This window comes from Virgibacillus salinus, from assembly GCF_900102415.1.
Classification (GTDB): domain Bacteria; phylum Bacillota; class Bacilli; order Bacillales; family Amphibacillaceae; genus Lentibacillus; species Lentibacillus subterraneus.
Map to the genome: position 1 here is coordinate 736,527 of NZ_FNKD01000001.1, position 21,075 is coordinate 757,601.

Annotated in this window: 21 protein-coding genes; 18 read left to right on the plus strand and 3 right to left on the minus strand. The window is 41.9% G+C overall.

All coding sequences use genetic code 11. The features are described 5' to 3' along the window. Nucleotides 1-4 precede the first annotated feature (4 nt). From BLS02_RS03560 to BLS02_RS03590, 7 genes are all read left to right on the plus strand, one after another. On the plus strand, nt 5-370 hold the full coding sequence (locus BLS02_RS03560) for a PTS glucitol/sorbitol transporter subunit IIA (RefSeq protein ID WP_092491583.1): 366 nt from the start codon (nt 5-7) through the stop codon (nt 368-370). A 27-nt stretch (nt 371-397) separates the two neighbouring features. After that, a complete protein-coding gene (locus BLS02_RS03565) occupies nt 398-1,684 on the plus strand; it encodes an NAD(P)H-dependent oxidoreductase (RefSeq protein WP_092491584.1) in 1,287 nt (428 codons plus the stop codon). A gap of 809 nt (nt 1,685-2,493) precedes the next feature. Next, complete coding sequence (locus tag BLS02_RS03570) at nt 2,494-3,480, plus strand: thiamine pyrophosphate-dependent dehydrogenase E1 component subunit alpha (RefSeq protein ID WP_092491585.1); 987 nt, start codon at nt 2,494-2,496, stop codon at nt 3,478-3,480. 12 nt (nt 3,481-3,492) lie between these two features. Continuing rightward, the gene (locus BLS02_RS03575; protein WP_092491586.1) at nt 3,493-4,476 is read left to right on the plus strand and encodes an alpha-ketoacid dehydrogenase subunit beta; all 984 of its coding nucleotides are present in this window, start codon (nt 3,493-3,495) and stop codon (nt 4,474-4,476) included. Between the two features lie 12 nt (nt 4,477-4,488). Further along, the gene (locus BLS02_RS03580; RefSeq protein WP_092491587.1) at nt 4,489-5,805 is read left to right on the plus strand and encodes a dihydrolipoamide acetyltransferase family protein; all 1,317 of its coding nucleotides are present in this window, start codon (nt 4,489-4,491) and stop codon (nt 5,803-5,805) included. A gap of 12 nt (nt 5,806-5,817) precedes the next feature. Then, on the plus strand, nt 5,818-7,197 hold the full coding sequence (gene lpdA, locus BLS02_RS03585; protein WP_092491588.1) for a dihydrolipoyl dehydrogenase: 1,380 nt from the start codon (nt 5,818-5,820) through the stop codon (nt 7,195-7,197). Nucleotides 7,198-7,254: 57 nt separating this feature from the next. Beyond that, the gene (locus BLS02_RS03590; RefSeq protein WP_092491589.1) at nt 7,255-8,040 is read left to right on the plus strand and encodes a Cof-type HAD-IIB family hydrolase; all 786 of its coding nucleotides are present in this window, start codon (nt 7,255-7,257) and stop codon (nt 8,038-8,040) included. Between the two features lie 54 nt (nt 8,041-8,094). Here the strand turns inward: BLS02_RS03590 and BLS02_RS18725 are convergent, their stop codons facing one another. Then, the gene (locus BLS02_RS18725) at nt 8,095-8,556 is read right to left on the minus strand and encodes a hypothetical protein (protein ID WP_139180760.1); all 462 of its coding nucleotides are present in this window, start codon (nt 8,554-8,556) and stop codon (nt 8,095-8,097) included. A 226-nt stretch (nt 8,557-8,782) separates the two neighbouring features. Here BLS02_RS18725 and BLS02_RS03600 point away from each other — a divergent pair, with 226 nt between their 5' ends. From BLS02_RS03600 to BLS02_RS03650, 11 genes are all read left to right on the plus strand, one after another. Continuing rightward, a complete protein-coding gene (locus BLS02_RS03600; RefSeq protein ID WP_092491591.1) occupies nt 8,783-9,007 on the plus strand; it encodes a DUF1659 domain-containing protein in 225 nt (74 codons plus the stop codon). A 44-nt stretch (nt 9,008-9,051) separates the two neighbouring features. Further along, nucleotides 9,052-9,267 (plus strand): DUF2922 domain-containing protein, encoded by a 216-nt coding sequence (locus BLS02_RS03605; RefSeq protein ID WP_092491592.1) that lies wholly within the window; start codon nt 9,052-9,054, stop codon nt 9,265-9,267. Nucleotides 9,268-9,661: 394 nt separating this feature from the next. Next, entirely contained in the window at nt 9,662-10,612 is a 951-nt protein-coding gene (locus BLS02_RS03610) for a nuclease-related domain-containing protein (RefSeq protein ID WP_092491593.1), read from the plus strand. A 651-nt stretch (nt 10,613-11,263) separates the two neighbouring features. Continuing rightward, a complete protein-coding gene (locus tag BLS02_RS03620; RefSeq protein WP_092491595.1) occupies nt 11,264-13,321 on the plus strand; it encodes a BglG family transcription antiterminator in 2,058 nt (685 codons plus the stop codon). 39 nt (nt 13,322-13,360) lie between these two features. Continuing rightward, entirely contained in the window at nt 13,361-13,855 is a 495-nt protein-coding gene (locus tag BLS02_RS03625) for a PTS sugar transporter subunit IIA (protein WP_092491596.1), read from the plus strand. Next, on the plus strand, nt 13,852-14,136 hold the full coding sequence (locus tag BLS02_RS03630; protein WP_092491597.1) for a PTS sugar transporter subunit IIB: 285 nt from the start codon (nt 13,852-13,854) through the stop codon (nt 14,134-14,136). Before BLS02_RS03625 ends, BLS02_RS03630 begins: the two co-directional genes overlap by 4 nt. A 71-nt stretch (nt 14,137-14,207) precedes the next feature. Beyond that, nucleotides 14,208-15,467, plus strand: coding sequence for a galactitol-specific PTS transporter subunit IIC (locus BLS02_RS03635; RefSeq protein WP_092491598.1), 1,260 nt, complete (start codon nt 14,208-14,210; stop codon nt 15,465-15,467). A gap of 275 nt (nt 15,468-15,742) precedes the next feature. Then, nucleotides 15,743-16,774, plus strand: coding sequence for a zinc-binding dehydrogenase (locus BLS02_RS03640; protein ID WP_092491599.1), 1,032 nt, complete (start codon nt 15,743-15,745; stop codon nt 16,772-16,774). Between the two features lie 21 nt (nt 16,775-16,795). Further along, on the plus strand, nt 16,796-17,467 hold the full coding sequence (deoC, locus tag BLS02_RS03645) for a deoxyribose-phosphate aldolase (RefSeq protein WP_092491600.1): 672 nt from the start codon (nt 16,796-16,798) through the stop codon (nt 17,465-17,467). Nucleotides 17,468-17,524: 57 nt separating this feature from the next. Beyond that, nucleotides 17,525-17,680 (plus strand): hypothetical protein, encoded by a 156-nt coding sequence (locus BLS02_RS18890; protein WP_175476696.1) that lies wholly within the window; start codon nt 17,525-17,527, stop codon nt 17,678-17,680. A 24-nt stretch (nt 17,681-17,704) separates the two neighbouring features. Then, entirely contained in the window at nt 17,705-18,757 is a 1,053-nt protein-coding gene (locus tag BLS02_RS03650) for a galactitol-1-phosphate 5-dehydrogenase (protein WP_092491601.1), read from the plus strand. 468 nt (nt 18,758-19,225) lie between these two features. On the opposite strand, the gene BLS02_RS19290 is transcribed toward BLS02_RS03650, so the two are convergent. Both BLS02_RS19290 and BLS02_RS03665 read right to left on the minus strand, forming a co-directional pair. Further along, nucleotides 19,226-19,426 (minus strand): aspartyl-phosphate phosphatase Spo0E family protein, encoded by a 201-nt coding sequence (locus BLS02_RS19290; RefSeq protein WP_302846732.1) that lies wholly within the window; start codon nt 19,424-19,426, stop codon nt 19,226-19,228. A gap of 258 nt (nt 19,427-19,684) precedes the next feature. Continuing rightward, nucleotides 19,685-20,713 (minus strand): C40 family peptidase, encoded by a 1,029-nt coding sequence (locus BLS02_RS03665; RefSeq protein ID WP_092492220.1) that lies wholly within the window; start codon nt 20,711-20,713, stop codon nt 19,685-19,687. Nucleotides 20,714-21,075 lie beyond the last annotated feature (362 nt).

Consider the following 21,075-nt stretch of genomic DNA (forward strand, 5'->3'; position numbering starts at 1 on the left):
TGATATGTCTAATTCTTTTTATGAAGTAAAGGTTGTTGAAGTTGGAGAAGATGCTCCACTAATGTTTGAAGAAAAAATGATGATTCTTTTTAATGATACAGTTCCAGCAGATTTGAAAAGTATTTCAGTTGTTCATGATGGCGATTCATTGACTCAGGATATAAAAGCAGGGGACGAAATGGTCATTAACGATGAACCTTTTAAGATTTTGTTTGTCGGTGATAAAGCTAACGAAACAATGAAAGAGCTTGGTCACGCTACATTTAATTTTAATGGCGATTCACATTCAGAATTACCAGGAACTGTGTGCTTGGAGCAAAAACAAATACCTGAAGTAAATGAAAAAATGATTATATCATTCAGAAGATAATTACAACGCAGAAATGGAGTGAAGCAAATGCTTAATATTAATAGAAAACTGCAGAAATTAGAAAATGAAGGTTCTTATATCAAGGTAGGTCTTATAGGTGCAGGACAAATGGGAAGAGGCATGATTTCTCAGATTGAAGGTATGAAAGGAATGCGTGTAGTTGCCACGGCGGACCTTGCAATAGAAAATGTGGAAAATGCCTATAAAAATGCTGGAATCAGTACTTCAACTATTGCTGTTACTGATGATTTAACAAAAGCTGAATCAGCGATAAATCAGAATCAAGTGGTCGCCACAACAAACGTCAAACTTGTTACATCGTTACCTGATGTTGATGTAGTGGTTGATGCTACAGGCATTCCGAATCTTGGAGCTGAAATCGCCTGGGATACCATTCTGAATAAGAAACATATTGTCATGCTTAACGTGGAAGCCGATGTTACTGTTGGGCCACTATTGAAGAAGATGGCGGATTCCGCTGGTGTTGTTTATACAGGTACTGCTGGTGACGAACCAGGTGCAATTATGGAATTATATGATTTTGCAGATGCAATGGGCTTTGAAATTGTTGCAGTCGGAAAAGGAAAGAACAACCCACTGAATTTGGAAGCAAATCCTGACACAGCAGCAGACGAAGCTAAAGCGAAAGGATCAAGCCCAAAAATGCTTGCCTCATTCCAGGATGGAACCAAGACAATGGTTGAAATGAACGCTGTTGCTAATGCAATTGGTTTTGCACCAGATCAGCCAGGCATGCATGGATTTGAAGGCTCAGTAGCAGATCTTCCGAATATTTTTAAAGATAAGTCACAAGGCGGAAAGCTTAATGGAAGAAGAATAGTAGATTTTGTTAACGGTGTTGCCCCAGGAGTATTCGCCATTATTACCTCTGACAAAGAAGAGGTAAATGCTGAAATGAAATACTTGAAAATGGGAGACGGACCAAACTATGTCTTATATCGTCCATACCACTTAACAAGTCTTGAGACACCATTATCGATTGCTAAAGCTTACTTTGACAACGAGCCTACGATTACTCCATATTTCGGGGGACAAGGAGAAACTGTTGCAGTAGCTAAAAAAGACTTGGCTGAAGGTGAGTTTCTCGATAGTATTGGCGGATTTACTGTTTATGGGAAACTTTTAAAAGCGGATGAGGCAAGAGAAAAAGGTGCTCTGCCAATCGGGTTGGTTGATAAAAACGTGAAGCTGAAGAATGCGATTAAAAAAGGCGATATAATTACTTACGGTGATATCGAGCAAACAAACGAATCTACCATCTGGAAACTGCGCTCAATGCAGGATAAGGGATAAAGACTATTGTTGCTTTTAGTTGAAATGAACTACGATGTAGATTAAGAGTAACCTGTTCGAAGTATTTAGTATAGCTGTCTAACCACGCAGTTGGAATATACTCGCTTTCCGTGGGCTCACCACGAGCCTCCTCGCTCGCAAAGAACGCTCACTGTGGAGTCTCTTAGGATCGCTGTCCCACAGGAGTCTCGCATATTCCAACTGCAGGTTTAAATAGTCTGAAATTTCGTTTTTATCCAACACAATATACATTTGTTAATATTTAGTGAGCAAAATCCAGCGTAGGAAATACACGTAGACTCCTGTGGGTCACCGGCTAAAACCGGTCACGTCCTGTGACCAACGCCGGTACTAGAACGTCCTGTTCGTCGAAGCAACAGCTGAAGATCCCGCAGGAAGCGGTTTTGGCTTCCGGGGAAGCTGGAGCGTTGCCCAAAGCTAAGAAGACACTATGAAAGCTTCAGTTTGGGTAGATGTCGTCTTTGTACCCAGAGCAGTGAAAGCGAAGTGTATTTCTGAAGTGGAGTCATAGCTCACAAAAGAAATTTTCAGTGTATTGCAGTTTATATCTTTGTATCAAATCTTTTAAAACAGCTTAACTAAATAAATACCTCTTCACTCTTCATGTGGGGAGGTTTTTTTAACAATTAAGCAAGTAAGAATACCTGCATATGAGCAACTAATACTTTCACCATAAAAGCTTGGCGATAAGCCACATTTTCTAGCAAATCACTTGACGAAAGAGCCAGAAAATTTTATCATTGTTACAAACGTAATTATAATGAACAAATGTAAAAGGAGTGAAATAAATGGAATTAAATAACGTAAAATTAGTACCTGATGTTGGCAAGGACAAATTGGTAGATTTATATAAACAAATGTGGACAATAAGATTTTTTGAAGAGAAGGTTGATGAATTTTTTGCGAAAGGTGAAATTCATGGAACGACACATCTATGCGTAGGGCAAGAAGCTAGTGCGTCCGGCGCATGTGCTGTTATACAGGACCAGGATAAAATTACAAGTACTCACCGCGGCCATGGACATTGTATCGCCAAAGGTGCGGATGTAAACAAAATGATGGCGGAACTGTTTGGTCGTGAAAACGGTTACTGCAAAGGTAAAGGCGGATCAATGCATATTGCCGATGTTGAACGAGGGAATCTAGGTGCAAACGGGATTGTTGGTGGTGGTATTCCATTAGCAGTCGGTTCTGCATTAACAGCCCACATGAAAAAACAGGATTATGTGACACTGTGTTTCTTTGGTGATGGTGCATCAAACGAGGGAAGCTTTCATGAAGCATTAAACCTTGCTTCTATCTGGAACCTGCCTATTGTGTTTATCTGTGAGAATAACCAATACGGCATGTCTGGCCCCGTTAAAGATATGGTCAATGTAAAGGACATTTCTGAGCGTGCTCAGTCATACGGTTTCCCTGGTGTTACGGTTGATGGAAACGACATTGTTGAAATGATGAATACAACACATGAAGCAGTTGAAAACGCCAGAAACGGGAATGGCCCAACGTTAATCGAAGCGAAAACATACCGCTGGAAAGGTCATTCAAAGAGTGATGCGAAGAAATATCGTACACGTGAAGAAGAGAAAGAATGGAAAGATAAAGATCCAATCAAACGTTTTGCTGGTGTATTGATTGAAGCGGGAATTTTCACCGAAGAAGAATCAAAATCACTAAGAAGTGAAGCAAAACAAGTTGTCGAGGAATCAGTTGATTTCGCAAAAGAAGGACCAATGCCAGCTAACGAAGACCTATTAAGTGACGTTTACGCATAGGAGGGAATAATCATGAGAGAGATAACCTATTCAGAAGCAGTTCGTGAAGCAATGGAACAGGAAATGAGAAAGAATGATGATGTATTTATACTTGGTGAAGATATTGGAGTATATGGCGGTGCCTTTGGTGTAACTCGTGGCATGATTGAGGAGTTCGGTCCTGAACGTGTCAGAAACACACCAATTAGTGAGTCAGGGATTTCCGGGGCGGCTGTTGGTTCAGCATTAACCGGAATGCGTCCGATTTTGGAATTGCAGTTCTCCGATTTTATTACCATCGCGATGGACCAAATGGTTAACCAGGCAGCCAAAATGCGCTATATGTACGGAGGTAAAGCTACAGTGCCGATGGTATTGCGTACGCCAAGTGGTTCTGGAACTGGTGCAGCCGCACAGCACTCACAAAGTCTGGAAGCTTGGGTGGCACACGTTCCGGGTCTAAAGGTTGTACAGCCATCAACAGCTTATGATGCAAAAGGCTTGTTAAAAGCGGCGATGGATGACGATAACCCGGTTGTATTTTACGAGCATAAAGTATTATACAAAACAAAATCCGATGTTCCTGAGGATCAATACAGCATTCCTTTAGGAAAAGCAGATGTGAAACGTGAAGGTACTGATGTGACAATCGTTGCTACAGCGGTTATGGTGCATCGTGCTTTAGAGGCAGCTGAAGAACTTGAAAAAGAGGGCATTAGTGTCGAAGTGGTAGATCCACGAACAATCGTGCCATTAGATGAAGAAACAATTGTTCAATCCGTCTCAAAAACAGGACGCGTTGTTGTTGTCCATGAGGCAGTTAAACGCGGTGGAGTCGGCGGTGAGATTGCCAGTATGATAGCGGAAAGTGATGCATTTGATTATCTTGATGCACCAATTCAGCGCCTGGGAGCACTACCTGTGCCAGTTCCATATAATCCAGATTTGGAAAAAGCATCGGTTCCACAGGTTCCTGACATTGTTCAATCCGTTAAGAAAACGTTAAATAAGGCGTAAGGGGGGATCGTAATGGCTAAAGAAGTTTTCATGCCAAAGCTAAGCAGTACGATGGAAGTTGGTACGTTGCTTCAATGGTTGAAAGAAGAAGGCGATCCTGTTGAAATCGGTGAGCCTTTATTTGAAATCATGACTGACAAAATCAATATTGAAGTTGAGTCATATGAAGAAGGCGTCTTTTTAAAAAAATATTATCAAGTGGATGATGAGATACCTGTAAATGCGGTTATTGGGTATGTTGGTGAGGAAAACGAAGAGGTACCGGACGAACCGCCAGAATTAGCAGATGAGGAAGAGTCTTCTGATGCTGGTGAATCTGCTGAGGAAGCTGAGCAGCCAGCAGCTGAACAGCCTGAAGGATCTGCAACTGATAAAGTACGTGCTACGCCAGCAGCAAGACGTGTTGCCCGGGAAAATAATATCGAATTGTCCAGTGTATCGGGTTCAGGTCCTAAGAGCCGTGTACACGAACAAGATGTTGTTGAAGCGATCAATACAAACCGTGCTACACCGCTTGCTGAAAAAATAGCTGCTGACAAAGGTGTGGACCTTAGTCAGGTACAAGGATCTGGAGCTCGTGGGAAAATAGAGAAAGCGGATGTCACAGGATATGCTGCTGCTCAGACGGAGCCAACTGAAGAGCCTGAACGCGTTAAGCTGAAAGGCTTGCGTAAAGCAGTTGCAGACAAGATGCTGGAAAGCACGCAGAGTATTCCACATGTCACGCTAACAAGTGAAATTGACATGTCACAGGTAATTGACGTTCGTAAATCATTACTGCCAGTTATCGAAAAACAGACAGGCTATCGACTTTCTTATACTGAAATTATTATCAAAGCAACAGCACACGTATTAGGAAATCATCCGAAAGTGAATGCCTCGCTCGTTGGTGATGAAATCGTAATGAATAAAGATGTGAATATCGGATTGGCTGTAGCGGTCGAGAACGGATTGATCGTTCCATCTATTCCTGACGCTGACAAAAAAGGTCTTGCTGAATTAACTGAAGCAAGTAAAACACTAGGCTTGAAGGCACGTGATGGCAAATTGTCACCAGCTGAAATGTCCGGCAGCACGTTCAGCATCAGTAACTTAGGCATGTATGCTGTCGATGGGTTTACACCAATTATTAATCCGCCTGAAACAGCAATTCTTGGCGTCGGTCGAATCGTTGAAAAGCCAGTTGTTGTCGATGGATCGGTTGAAGTTCGACCAATGATGGTACTCAGCCTGTCATTTGATCATCGGGCAATCGACGGCGCACCAGCAGCTGCATTCCTAACAGAATTAAAAGATCGCTTAGAAAATCCATATGGTCTGTTAGTATAGGAGGTGAAATCCATGAAGACATTTGATCTAGCAATAATTGGCGGTGGCCCCGGTGGCTATGTAGCAGCAATCCGCGCTGCAAAAGAAGGCCTGAACGTAGCGCTGGTTGAAGGACGTGACCTTGGTGGAACATGCTTGAATCGAGGCTGCATTCCTTCCAAAACATTATTAAAACATGCTGAAGTAATTGAAGAAATAAAAGATTCCAGGACATATGGAATCACGGTGAATGATTTTTCCTATTCAATAGAAGAAATGGTCAACCGAAAAAATAAAGTCGTTAACCAGCTAAAAAATGGAATCAAAGGATTAATGAAACAAAATAAAATTACAGTATTTGAAGGATATGGGTATGTTGATGACAGCAAAACGGTTACTGTTAAGACTGGTAATGGCAGTGAAAAGCTGCAGGCTAATAATGTTATATTAGCGAATGGTTCGAAGCCTTTTGTCCCACCCCTACCTGGCCTGGATACTGTTGACTATTATACGAGTGATACCATTTTCGATATAAGTGAAGTTCCATCCCATATGGTAATTGTTGGAGGTGGCGTTATCGGTCTGGAAATTGCTTGTATTTTTAACAGCCTCGATACGAAGGTAGAAATCGTCGAAATGGCTGACCGTATTTTGCCTAACGAGGACCCTGATGCCGCTGATTATTTGGCGAAAGAATTCGCTAATAACGGGATTACCATTCATACAGGATCCAAGATTACCAGTTTTATATCTGATAATGGTAAAACAACTGTTAAAATGGAGAAGAATGGCGAGACGAAAAGTATCCAGACAAACAGTGTGCTCATTTCAGTAGGAAGAACCCCGAATCTCACTGGGACAGAGGAGTTGTCCGTTGATTTTGACGGTAAATTTGTCAAAGCAAATCAGGATATGAAAACCTCCATTGATGGCATTTATGCTGTTGGAGACTTGGTTGGTGGATTCCTGCTTGCCCATGCTGCGACCGATGAAGGCATCAAAGCGGTTAATCATATTTTAGGTAAATCTGCTAAAAAGGAATCGATCATACCGCGATGTGTCTATACCTTCCCTGAGATTGCCAGTGTTGGATTAACTGAAAACCAGGCAAAAGAAGCAGGATATCGCGTGAAGGCGAAAAAAGTCGACATCGCTGCGAACGGAAAAGCGATTGCAGCTGGTGAAACAAGCGGCTTTATGAAAATCATTGCCGAGGAAAAATACGGCGAAATTCTAGGTGTTGTCATGGTTGGCGCCCATGTCACGGAAATGATCAGCCAAGCAACATCTTACATGCACTTGGAAGGAACCGTAGATGAAATCGAAAGCATGGTATTCCCGCATCCAACGATATCTGAATCGTTGTTTGAAGCTGGAAGCGCATGGCTTGAAAAAGGAATACATTTTAATTAATCTAATAGTGGTCATCATTTTAAATGATGGCCAATTTTCTATGAAATGGAGAAAAAAATGAATAAGAAATTAATCTTCTTTGATATTGACGGAACCCTTCTCGATCACAATAAGCAATTACAAGCTACAGCAAAAAAAGCAATCGCTGAATTAAAGCGCAAAGGACATATCGTCGCTGCTGCGACAGGACGTGCTCCCTTCACATTCAAACCAATATTGGAAGAATTGGATATCGATACACATGTCAGTATGAACGGGCAATACGTTGTTTTTGAAAATGAAGCAATATATAAAAATCCCTTATCATCAAATGTTCTGCAAGAATTAAATAACTTTGCAGCAACCAAAAATCATCCTATTATCTATGTGAATCATGAAGATTGGTATTCCAATACGGAAAATCATCCACTGGTGAAAAGGGCAATCGACTCATTAAAAGTTGACCAGGAGTTAACCTATAATCCCAAATTCCATTATAGTGGAGAAGTATACCAAGCCCTGTTGTTCACTCCAGAGGAGAGTGAACAGGACTATTGGGAAGCATTCAAGCAGCAGCTTGAATTTATTCGTTGGCATGAGCACTCCATGGATGTCCTTCCCCACGGCGGATCAAAGGCAGCTGGTATAGAAAAATTAATCGATCATCTGCAAATTCCCGCTGATGATGTATACGCATTTGGTGACGGCCTGAATGATATTAAAATGTTGCAATCAGTCAGGAATAGCATCGCAATGGGCAATGCATCAGATGCAGTTAAGGAATCAGCCAAACTAGTGACAAAAGATGTACAAGATGATGGCATTCTGCACGGACTTAGAATGGTTGGGTTAATCAAAAGTTAATCAAACGTTTGATCAAGGCAGACTCGCTTAGGCGGGTCTGCTTTTTTTGATATGTTAGAATTCGGTATCGAGCGAGTAGCGTGTAAACTCGAGCGAGTAGCCCCCAAACTCGAGCGAGCAGCACTCAGAGTCGAGCGAGTAGCCCTCAAACTCGAACGAGCAGCACTCAGACTCGAGCGAGCAGCACCCAAACTCGAGCGAGCAGAACTTAAACTCGAGCGAGCAGCCCTCAAACTCGAGCGAGTAGCCCTCAAACTCGAGCGAGTAGCCCCCAAACTCGAGCGAGCAGAACTTAAACTCGAGCGAGTAGCACTCAGACTCGAGCGAGTAGCACCCAAACTCGAGCGAGCAGCCCTCAAACTCGAGCGAGCAGCCCCCAAACTCGAGCGAGCAGCCCTCAAACTCGAACGAGCAGCCCTCAAACTCGAACGAGCAGCACTCAGACTCGAGCGAGTAGCACCCAAACTCGAGCGAGCAGTCCTCAAACTCGACCAATAACGCACGTAACTCGCGCAACTACCCTCTCCAATAATGTTAATTTTCGGCGGATGCCGAAAATCTTCTGCTTTTTAGTGAACTATTCAATAGGCCATTTTCTGCTAAAGCAGAAAATCTCTTTCTTTTAAGTACTATCGTTTCTTAAACCAAAAAAGTGGCATTTTCAGTGAAAAAAATTTTTTTATTTTCGATGCCACTTTTTAGTCGTGAGGTTCGATAGTATGTGTGAAAGGAGGTGAGTAACATGGCAGTAGCACAAATGGTGAACTCACGAATGAGCTTGATTTTGGATGACGGTATTGACGAAATATCAGGTAAGCAGCTTTTCAAAACAAAGAGCTTCAACAATGTAAAGATCGCTGCAACAGCTGATCAGTTATATTCAATCGCTAACGCAGTCGTCGTTTTACAGCAACGCCCACTATTAAGTATCGAGCGAAAAGACAGTTCCGAACTAAGAGGAGCATAATCGCTCACATCTCTACAAAATAAGGAAGGAAAGGAGGGACCATAATGAAAAAGTTAGAACTTAAATTCTTAAACGCTGAAGGAAAAACAGTGACATACTCATTAGAGAAGCCAATTGAGCCAGTTGATCCAGTAGCAGTCAAGGCTGCAATGGACGAGGTCATCGCACAAGATGCATTCACATCTTCAGGTGGAAATCTGGTAACTATCAAAAGCGCACGCGTAGTTGAACGCAATGTGCAGGAAGTTGAATTAGTATAATATTGAGGACCAGTGCGGGGGTGCACTGGTCCTTTAGTATGTTATTACGTTCCATATCCCATTTTATCAAACAAATATTGACAAAATTATTTCCGGGGAAATAATTTGTTAGATATTGTCGCTATTTCTATATGATTTTTAATTATTTCTTGCATCAGCAGTTGGAGAAGTGTTAAATTTCGACGGATACCGAAAATTTCTCCAGGAATCAATAAATTAATATTTCACTCTCACTAAAACAGGTGAAATTTTGACCTGGGTAAAGGAAAGTTCCATTCCCTTATTTTTAGTAGAATTAAATTTCATTTTTATTGCCACTTCAGTGATTGTTGCTGATTTCCCTTATGAAGCAAAACGTTATATATTACTATAAATGAATTAAGGAGCAATGGAAATGAATATGAAAATAAGGACTAAACCACGACCACTCCAAAAGCTTGACGCAGCGATCCCTCGACTGTCACCACATTTTCAACAGTTACCAGCGATGAAGGAAGATGCCGCAATCCAACAGAAAGGGTTTAGTGGGGAATCGAAAGTAGATTACTACCTTGACTATTTGGCAACAAACTATACCATTCTTCAAGATGTTTATTTGCGGGTGAACGGCAAAAATGTGCAAATTGATTCACTGGTTCTTTCACAGCAGGCGATCTATATTGTTGATTCAAAAAACTATAATGATACGATAACCTTCGATTCAACCCTCAAACAAATGACCCGGAGCGACGGAAAGGTAGATAAAGGATTCGAATATCCTATCACCCAAGTCCAAAACCAACAATTTCATCTTCAAAACTGGCTCTCCCAACACAATCTGCCTAGTATCCCAATCTATTATTTCGTAGCTATCAGTGAACCATCAACCATAATTAAAGTAAATGGTGATACAGAAGCAATTGGAAAAGTAGTAGCTCATGCCGCACGCATCCCATCCATGGTTATGGAAAAAGAAAAACAGATTACCGAGCAAAGTGTTAACAAAATTCAAGATGGAAAAGTCGGAAAAATAATTCTGAATGCCTGCAATGTGTTTGATATGGATATTAACAAGAAATTTTCCATCAAAAAAATGGATCTGTCCCCTGGGGTTATCTGTCCAGAATGTGGATTGCTGGGGATGGAGCGGGTATATGGCGGGTGGAGGTGCAGGAGATGTGAAATGTTCTCGAAGAACGCTCACCTAAATGCAATATCTGATTACTTGTTATTAGTAAAACCCTACATAACAAACAGAGAATGCATGCGTTTTCTAAAATTGAACTCACGGAATGGAGCTACAAGGTTACTATCAAAAAGCGGACTTATTTACATCGAGAAAGGTAGGTATTGGGTAAAGCATTGAAAATTAGAACGACCTCACCAATATTGTTGATTTTCGGCAAGAGCCGAAAATCTTCTATCAAAAATAATAATGTAAACATCCAGCCGAGGCTGGATGTTTTCCTATTTAATTGAGTACCCAAGCTCGAGCGAGCAGCTCCCAAACTCGAGCGAGCATCCCCAAACTCGAGCGAGCAGCGCCCAAACTCGAGCGAGCACCCCTCAAACTCCAGCGAGCAGCCCCAAACTCGAGCGAGCAGCCCTCAAACTCGAGCGAGCAGCCCCCAAACTCGAGCGAGCGCGCCCGAAACTCGAGCGAGCGCACCCCAAACTCGAGCGAGCAGCCTCTAAACTCGAGCGAGCAGCTCCCATACTCGAGCGAGCAGCGCCCAAACTCGAGCGAGCACCCCTCAAACTCCAGCGAGCAGCCCCAAACTCCAGCGAGCAGCCACAAACTCGAGCGAGCAACCCCTAATCTCGAGCGACCGCCCCACCCCAGAATCAACCCCAATACATAATTCCCACCACCATACCCCAAACTATGTAATACCTTGGTTTTGAAAATGTAAATCACAATGTTGTACATCAACTGTTCAATCACTTGTGCTGAAAACGTATACTTTATGCGTTGGTGCGGTGATATAATTAACTTAACGGAGGGAGGGGAGACATTGTGCCACTTAGTGAGAGGGATAATAAAGTCCTGGATGAACTAATTAGTAACCCTGGTGTTACGAGTTTGGCGATTGAGAAGAAATATAATTTAACGCGTCGACAGCTTGGTTACAGCATTAATAAAATTAATGATTGGCTAATGCGTAAAGACCTTCCGAGTATTGAAAGAACAAGACAAGGATATTTTGTTATCGATCAATCCGTTTTTACTATGTATAGTATCGAGAATGAAAGCGTTCCAATGGATACAGCGATTTTGACTGGTGAACAGCGGGTTCAAATCATTATCATGATGCTGTTGAGCACGGAAGAGGAATTATCGCTAAATCACTTTTCAATTGAATTGGATGTGAGTAAGAATACAGTTCTTAGTGATTTAAAGGATGCACAGGTTTTCCTGGATAATTATGATTTGAATCTTCGTTATTCGCGAAAATTCGGGTATTTGATTGAGGGCAAGGAGTTCAAGATTCGCAATTTACTCATTTATGCAACGTACCAGATGCTGTCCATGACTGATGGAGAGCGACAGTTGAAGAAGCTGGCTTCGATTGATGAACAGGAAGTAGCTGAATATTACGAGCGGATTGAAAATGTTGAGAATAAGCTTGATCTGAAGTTCACGGATGAGAAGCTTGGGACTATGCCATATGTGCTTATTTTGATTCTGAGAAGGATTGAACAGGGGCATGCTGTCAATATTTTTTCCATTGAATATGAGGAACTCTCCAATACGAAGGAATATCAGGCGACGGAAGAGATTTTCCAGGAAGCTGACAAGATTCCAATGGAGGAGCGCTTGTTCATCACATTGCATTTATTGACAACAAATGTTTACAGGACAGACTTCCCGACAGATGAAGATGTCATTCCAAATCTGGTTCCGGTGATTGATAATATGCTGCGTCTGTTTGAAAAAAGTGCTTGTATTTATCTGCAGGATCGTGGATTGCTTTTGGATAAATTGCTGCAGCATATCAAGCCAGCCTATTACCGTATTAAGTATCAGCTGTCAGAAACGATTTCGCTTGAGGGTTCATTAAGTAAAGAATTTAAGGAGTTGCACCATTTGGTTAAACGGTCAACAGGACCATTGGCAAATTTGGTTGGCAGCCCCATTCCTGATAGTGAAATCGCGTATATCACGATGCTGATCGGTGGCTGGATGAAACGCCAAGGGGAAAGCATTGAGAAGAAGACAAAAGCAATTGTTGTTTGTCCGCAGGGTGTATCGGTATCAAGACTGATGTTTAACGAGTTAAGTGAACTTTTTCCAGAGTTTGTCTTTCTCGACTCACTGTCAGTTCGTGAGTTCCTGAATTATAAATTGGATTATGACATTGTGTTTGCACCGACATTTTTGGAAACGGATAAAAAATTATTTATTGCAAAGGCATTTCTTGGACGTGAGGAAAAGAAACGCCTTCGGAAGCAGGTAATGCTTGAGCTGCATGGCTATTTGCCGCATGATCTGAATGTCGAAGAGCTGATGGCGATTATTCGCAATCATTCATCGATTGAAAATGAACAAGCATTAGCTGAGGAATTACAACGCTATGTAAAAAGGGATGATGATTCATCGATTAGCCAGAATACGGTCCGTAAAACGAGGAACTTGGATGAGCTAATTAAACCTGGCACCATTACATTGAAAAAAAGCGCTGAATCCTGGGAAGAAGCGGTCCGCCTGAGTGCACAGCCGCTGGTTGAAAGAGGCGCGGTCACCCCGGAATATGTAGACGCCATGCTTCGCTATTCAAATGAAGATCCATACATTGTGATCGGACCGAATATAGCGATTCCGCATGCATCACCTGAGGACGGGGTCAACAAAGTTGGAATGAGCTTATTGAGGTTAGAAGAAGGCGTTACGTTTTCATCAGATTACAACATTCATTTAATTATTGTTATTGCGGCGGTTGATAAACAACAGCACTTACATGCGCTTATGCAGCTAATGGAACTTTCTGGATCACAGCAGGACCGCAATCAGCTGATTAATGCTCAAACGAAAGAAGCCATCCATGCCATTATACAATCTTATTCGAAAGATTGAGCAAGTGGTCCGTATCAGCATAGAAAAGGAGTGTCGAAATTGGGCGAATTATATTTTGATGAATCTGTCATTCTATTAAATGTAGAAGGCGATTCAAAGGAAGCTATTTTAGCAAAAATGGGTCAGAATCTGGCAGATAAACAGCTAGTAAAAGCAAGTTTTACGGATGCAATTATTGCCAGAGAAGGTGAATTTGCCACTGGCCTGCCAACTGGTGAAGTGTCAGTCGCCATTCCACATACAGATGTGGAACATGTTAACCAAAAAACAATCAGTGTCGGTATTTTAAAAGACCCGATTGATTTTTGTGTGATGGGTGGCGATGACAGTGAAACAACACCAGTCAAGGTTGTCTTTATGCTGGCAATGGATGAGGCCCATTCACAGCTATCATTGCTGCAGAAATTGATGCAGGTTTTCCAGAATCAGGAAACATTGCAGCAGCTGGTTAATTCAGCAGATAAAACTGAAATCAAACAATTACTGGAGGCTAAGTTAGATTTAGCAGCTCTTAAAGGAGGTGAGTCGAATTGAAAAAGAAACAAGTATTAGTAGCATGTGGCGCTGGTATTGCAACATCAACAGTTGTTAATGGAGCAATCGAGGATATGGAAAAAGAACATGGTCTTAGCTTGGACATCAGACAAATCAAAATTGCAGAAGTAAACAGCTATATTGATACAGCTGACTTACTCGTAACAACAGCAATGACTAAAAAGGAATATCCATTCCCAGTCATTAATGCTCGCTCATTCCTAACAGGTATTGGGACAGAAGATACAAAGAAACAAATCTTAGAAGAACTGCAAAAATAATAAACTGACAATCTCGGTTTCTTGTATCAAAAGAAATCGAGATTCACATCACAGTATGAGGAGGAAGAACAATGCAAGGTTTTGTTGATTTTATTCAAGCCTTTTTGGATCTTGGAGCTACCGTTATTTTACCTGTTGTTATATTCTTATTAGGTCTATTATTCGGGCAGAAGCCAGGTAAAGCATTCCGATCCGGTCTAACAATAGGGGTAGCATTTGTCGGTATCTTCCTAGTCGTTGATTTGCTGGTTAATAACTTGGGACCAGCTGCACAAGGAATGGTTGATCGGCTCGGAGTTGAATTGAACGTCATTGATGTTGGGTGGCCTGCTACATCATCCATCGCTTGGGCATCTACAGTAGCAGCATTTATCATACCACTTGGCCTGATTGTAAACGTTGCCATGCTATTAACCAAAACAACAAAAACTATGAACGTTGATATTTGGAACTTCTGGCACTACACGTTTATGGCAGCACTTGTTTACACAATTTCAGGCAGTATCATTCAAGGACTAATCGCTGCGGTGATTTTCCAAATAGTAACACTGAAAGTTGCTGACTGGACAGCACCTATGGTTAGTGATTTCTATGAGCTACCAGGTGTGTCGATTGCAACAGGAAGTACAATCTCTTATGCACCAGGAATCTGGTTAGTAAAATTACTTCAAAAAGTTCCTGGTCTGAAAAATTTGAATGCTGACCCGGACACGATTCAAAAACGATTTGGTATTTTTGGTGAATCAATCTTTATCGGACTGTTCCTAGGTGCAGCAATTGGTGCATTAGCAGGATACAGTGTCGGTGACGTTATTGACATTGGTATGTCAATGGCAGCCGTTATGGTGTTAATGCCGAAAATGGTTAAGATCCTGATGGAAGGGCTAATGCCTGTATCAGAATCTGCACGTGAGTGGTTGAATAAACACTTTGGTGATAAAGAAATCCATATTGGACTTGACGCAGCAGTATTACTTGGACATCCTTCTGTTATTGCAACAGCATTAATTCTTGTTCCAATTACAGTATTGCTAGCAGTTATCCTTCCTGGTAACGCATTATTACCGTTTGGTGACTTGGCTACAATTCCATTTGTTGTCGCATTCATCGTCGGTGCAGCAAGAGGTAACATTGTGCACTCGGTAATTGTTGGTACGATTATGATTGCATTATCACTTTATATGGCAACAGATATTGCACCAATCTTTACGGAAATGGCACAAAATGCACAATTTGAAATGCCTGAAGGATCAGCCAAAATCTCAAGTATCGACCAAGGTGGTAACCTGGTGAACTGGATTATTTGGAAATTCTTTGCACTATTTAACTAAATTGTTCCTCTAAACTTACCATTAAATGTGTTGGCTGTTTTTTGAATGTTTGTTGTTGAAAAACTAAACTGCGTCATAGACTGTCGCTCCGGAAATACACTGCGCTGGATTGTGCTCATTTATATTAAGCCATATATTCCAGCTGCATGGTCAGAGAACTACACTAGACTAATCAATCACCCTAAGTCTATGACGCAGTTCATATCTAAATCAAAGCATAAATCAACAAAACATAAAACAGCCACTGTAATCGAACATGATAGGAGGAGTCATCAATGAAAGCTTTAGTCAAAAGAGAACATGGATTTGGAAACCTGGAAATTCAGGAAAAACCAGAACCGCAAGCTGGCAAAGATCAAGTCAAAATCAAAGTCAAATATGCAGGTATTTGCGGTTCCGATATCCACACGTACGAAGGTCATTACAAAGTTGCAGTCCCTGTTACATTAGGACATGAATTTTCCGGAGAAGTTGTTGACGTTGGAGAAGGCGTTACAGAGTTCAAACCAGGTGACCGTGTCACATCAGAAACAACATTCTACATTTGCGGCGAATGCGAGTATTGCCAAGCCGGCGACTACAATCTCTGTAATCATCGTAAAGGACTTGGAACACAGCAGGATGGCGGCTTTGCCAAATATTTGGTTGCCCGTAAAGACAGCCTGCATCATTTGCCAGAAAATGTTTCATACGAGGATGCTGCTATGACCGAACCATTGGCATGTACGCATCACGCAGTTTACAAAACAGATGTTAACGAAGGGGACATCGTTGTTGTTATTGGTCCAGGACCGATCGGGCTATTTACGGCACAGGTTGCCAAAAGCCGCGGTGCAAAAGTTATTATTACCGGCTTAACAAATGACCAGGTTCGCCTCGATAAAGCAGAAGAGCTTGGCATCGACAACGTTGTTAATATTCAAAAACAGGATGTCAAAGAAGTGGTTAACAGCCTGACAAATGGCTACGGCGCAGATGTTGTGTTTGAATGCTCTGGTGCAATTCCAGCAGCAAAACAAGGACTTGATCTGCTGCGCAAAAAAGGGCAATACGCACAAGTTGGTATTTTCCCAGCGTCAGAAATCCAATTCGATATGGAAAAAGTCATTCAAAAAGAAATCCGGGTTGTCGGCAGCAGAAGTCAGAAACCGGCAGACTGGGAGCCATCCCTGGAACTGATCAATAATGGGTCTGTTAATGCAACGGATATGATCACACATGAATTTGATATTACCCAATGGGATGAAGCTTATAAAGCCATCAAAGACGGGGATGCAATCAAAGTATTACTGACACCTGTTGATTAAACATGGGAAGTGAGCTGGAAAATGGATAAACAAAAACTGACCGATATTATTGACTATACACTGCTGAACCCAACCGTGAGTAGGGCAGATATTAAGGCTTTTTGCCAGGAAACGATTGAATATGGATTTAAGACAGTATTCGTCAATCCGTACTATGTGCCATATGCTTATGAGCTATTGTCACCACACAACATTAAAGTGGGTGTACCAATTGGCTTCTCATTAGGCGGTGCTACAACGAAGACAAAAGTTGCCGAGACAAAAGAAGCGATTGAAAACGGTACTGAAGAGATTGATATGCTGATCAATTTAGGTGCACTGAAGTCACAGGAATATGATGTTGTAAGACAGGATATTGCTGAAGTAGTTAACGCATCTAAAGGCCTGACAACGAAAGTAATCATTGAGACAGCACTGTTAACGGAAAACGAGAAAGTCAAGGCTGCCAAGCTGATTGTCGAAGCAGGTGCAGACTTTGTCAAAACGGCAACAGGCTTTAATGGTGGCGGTGCTACTGTTGAAGATGTGAAACTATTACGTTCTGTTGTCGGACCGGATTTCGGTGTGAAAGCTGCTGGTGGTGTTCGCACCTACGACGATGCAATAGCAATTGTCGAAGCAGGTGCAGACCGCATCGGAGCAAGTGGTGCCATAGCAATTGTTACTGGTGGAACATCAAATGCTAACTATTAATCAGTGGACGATCGGGTATCAAAGCCCGATTGATCCCATTAGAAAAGAGGGTTAAAAATGGTCGACGCAATGTTGGAAGTTATGCTTGGACCTTTACGCGGAATAAGTGATTTTTACCTCGACTATCAAATCTATTTCAATACAATCATTGTAGGATTTGCATTATATAAAATCTTGTCCAGTAAAAAAAAGACAGAAGAAACAGCTAACTAATCACAACTAGAAAGGGTGATAGAAATGAGATCCCTTAATCTTTATGATGAACAGGATATCCGTTTTGAAGAATCAGCAAAACCAGTCATTGAACAAGCAGATGACGTGATTATTAAGGTGAAGGCTGTTGGGATATGCGGTTCCGATATTTCACGCTACAAAAAATTGGGACCATATGTTGAAGGCATGACATTCGGCCATGAGTTTTCAGGCGAAGTCACAGCCGTTGGCGCAGGTGTGAAAAACGTTAAACCAGGTGACCGAGTGTCCGGCTGTCCTGCTTTTTATTGCGGCGAATGTGAAAGTTGCCAAAAAGGAGAACCATCACGCTGTGAGAAATTGCATGTCATTGGCGCGCGCGTACCAGGTTCATATGCAGAATTTGTAAAACTGCCAGAGGAAAATATTGTACCAATTCCAGATAATGTGGACTACGATACAGCAGCACTGGTAGAACCATCATCCGTCGTAGCGCATGGATTTTACCGCACAAGCATCCAGCCAGGAGCCGAAGTGGCCATCATGGGTTGTGGCAGTATCGGATTGCTCGCCGTCCAATGGGCAAAAATATTCGGTGCAAAGAAAGTCTATGCAATTGATATCGATGACACGAAGCTTGAAGTTGCCAAAGAAGTCGGTGCGGATGTGCTAATCAATTCATTGGAGAAACCAGCACATGAACAAATCGAAGCACATACAAACGGTAAAGGGGTTGACCTCGCTGTCGAATCAGCAGGATCTCCAATCACATCGGCCCAAGTATTCGCCCTGCCAAAAAAAGGCGGAGAAGTCGTCTTTATGGGTATCCCATATGCCGACATTAATATCGAACGCTTTTATTTTGAGCGCATCGTCCGAAATGAACTAAACGTGCTCGGATCCTGGAATGCGCTATCCTCGCCGTTCCCCGGAAAAGAATGGAGTTCATCCGTCCACTACATGAGCACAGGACAAATTAACGTCAAACCAATGATCTCCCACCGCCTGAACTTGCAGGAAGGGCCAGAAACCTTTGACAACCTGATTAACCGCAAAGGATCATATGTCAAAGTACTCTTCTATCCAGAACTAGGATAATCACGCGTCCATGTGGGCGCTTTTTTATTTGGAGCAGAAAATTGCTGCTGTCGCGCAAACTCGAGCGAGCAGCCCTCAGACTCGAGCGAGCAACACCAAACTCGAGCGAGCAGCCCCCAAACTCGAGCGAGCAGCCCTCAAACTCGAGCGAGTAGCCCCCAAACTCGAGCGAGCACCCCCAAAACTCGAGCGAGCAACACTCAAACTCGAGCGAGCAACCCCCAAACTCGAGCGAGCAAGCCCGCAAACTCGCGCAAAAAACAGCCCCGTCCGAGTAAGCCTTCCCCAAGCAGATCTCAATATAGATAGAGTGACAGCTGCCGTACAGTTGAAGGGTGATTTTCGGCATCTGCCGAAAATCTTCTACTTTATCTAATCAATTCAATAGGATATTTTCTGCTAAAGCAGAAAATTACCTTCCCAGTAAATAAAAAAACATCCAGCACCTGCTGAATGTTCCCCTTATCTCTAGTATTCTTGCATATATTGGTACTTAGTTATTAACTCATCTAATTCTTGACTATATTTTAATGTTTCTCTTGCTGTTAGACCGTAAGTTTGGGCTATCTTTATCATTTTGTCTTTCTTATTTTCAATATTTCGTAACAGCTCATCTGTATACTCGGCATGGGTATCTATTATACAACATCTCCTTAATTGCCAAATCACAATCCAAAGCTAGAAACTTGAGCTAGAATATAATAGCATGAAGTAATTTAGGTCTTAGATTTATATTAGAATCTTTGTAATAGGGTATTTCTTGTCTAATTGTACCATTTATTATTTGTTATATCGACAATAATTAGAAAATATTAACATTATACCGAATGACTATAGCACAAAACTTTGGGATAGCAACCAACCTCGTGCAATCGCCATTAAAAAAACATCCAGCATCAGCTGGATGTTCTCCTTCACACTTAAAACCTAGTAAAACCGCTTAAACCCATCGAAGTGCTTGCTCCAGTAAGAGTTATCCAAACTAGTAATCTTCACGCCACTTGAGCCGGCGTGGATGAATTCGTTGTTACCTAGATAGATTCCCATATGTGATATCCCGGACTTATAGGTGTTCTCGAAGAATACGAGATCGCCTACTTGTGGTTTATTAATATAGAATGAGCGGTTGTAGTAGCCTTCAGTCGATAGTCGGCTTAGGTCTTTTCCTGCCTCACTATACGCATAATAAATAAATCCGCTGCAATCAAAGCCGCTTGGTGACTCGCCACCCCATGCGTAGCCTGCACCGTTTACACTCTTAGCACCGCTTATCAATTTATTAACGTTATAGTCAACATCAGCAGTAGGCGCACTCGTATCGCCTCCATCATCAGTAGTCGACTTCCCGCCAATATTCAGCTTCTGACCAATCAATATCAAGTCTGAACTCAGCCCGTTCCACTTCTTCAACTGAGCAACACTAACACCATTGCGCGAACCAATCGCAGACAAGCTGTCTCCTGACTTAACGGTGTACACTTTCGATGATGCAACTTCCTTATCCGGTGCAGGGCTCACTTCAGGCTGCCCGCTATTACCGGCCCCACCCTTAGAAACCACAAACTCGTTCCCAGGATAAATCAGCGTTGTATCCAAATCGTTCCATTTCATTAATTTAGCTAGAGAAATATTATGTTTGCTTGCGATGCCGCTCAGTGTGTCACCACTCTTAACGGTATATGTAGTAGATTTCGTTGTCTGATTAGTAGAATTAGAGTTTGATGTAGTAGTAGATTTGGATGTTTCGATTAACTGATTTGGGAAAATAATGTTTCCTGATAGACTGTTCCATGATCTAAGCTGTCCGACACTAACATCGTATTTAGTTGCTATCGCCCACAATGAGTCACCGCTTTTCACCTTATACGATGCTGCATCTGCATCTTCTGCACCGACAAATGCTGAGGCTATAAACGCACTTGCAGTTACCGACATGAATAATTTCTTGTTGTTCAAATTTTTCAATACTCCCTTCCATATAAAGTGCGTTAATTATAGCATGATTCTACATATTTTTAATAGATTCCATTAGAAATAGGAAAATAGTAGTAGACACATTTTAAAAAAACAATCGAATTTTACACATAGAGCCTGTACCAGTGGAGGATAATGTATCATTCGCTCCGCTTCAATGATAGAAGATTTTATTCCCTCTTATGACAAAGATTTTCAAGATGTACTAGGCGTCATTGGGGTCAGACCCCCGCCGCGTTGGAACAATGGTTTCTGCCCCCGATACTTGCCTTTGGTATATCTACGTCCTCAATTCGTCTTTTCACCATAGATTAATGCAGCTTTCATTGAATTACCTCACTTTG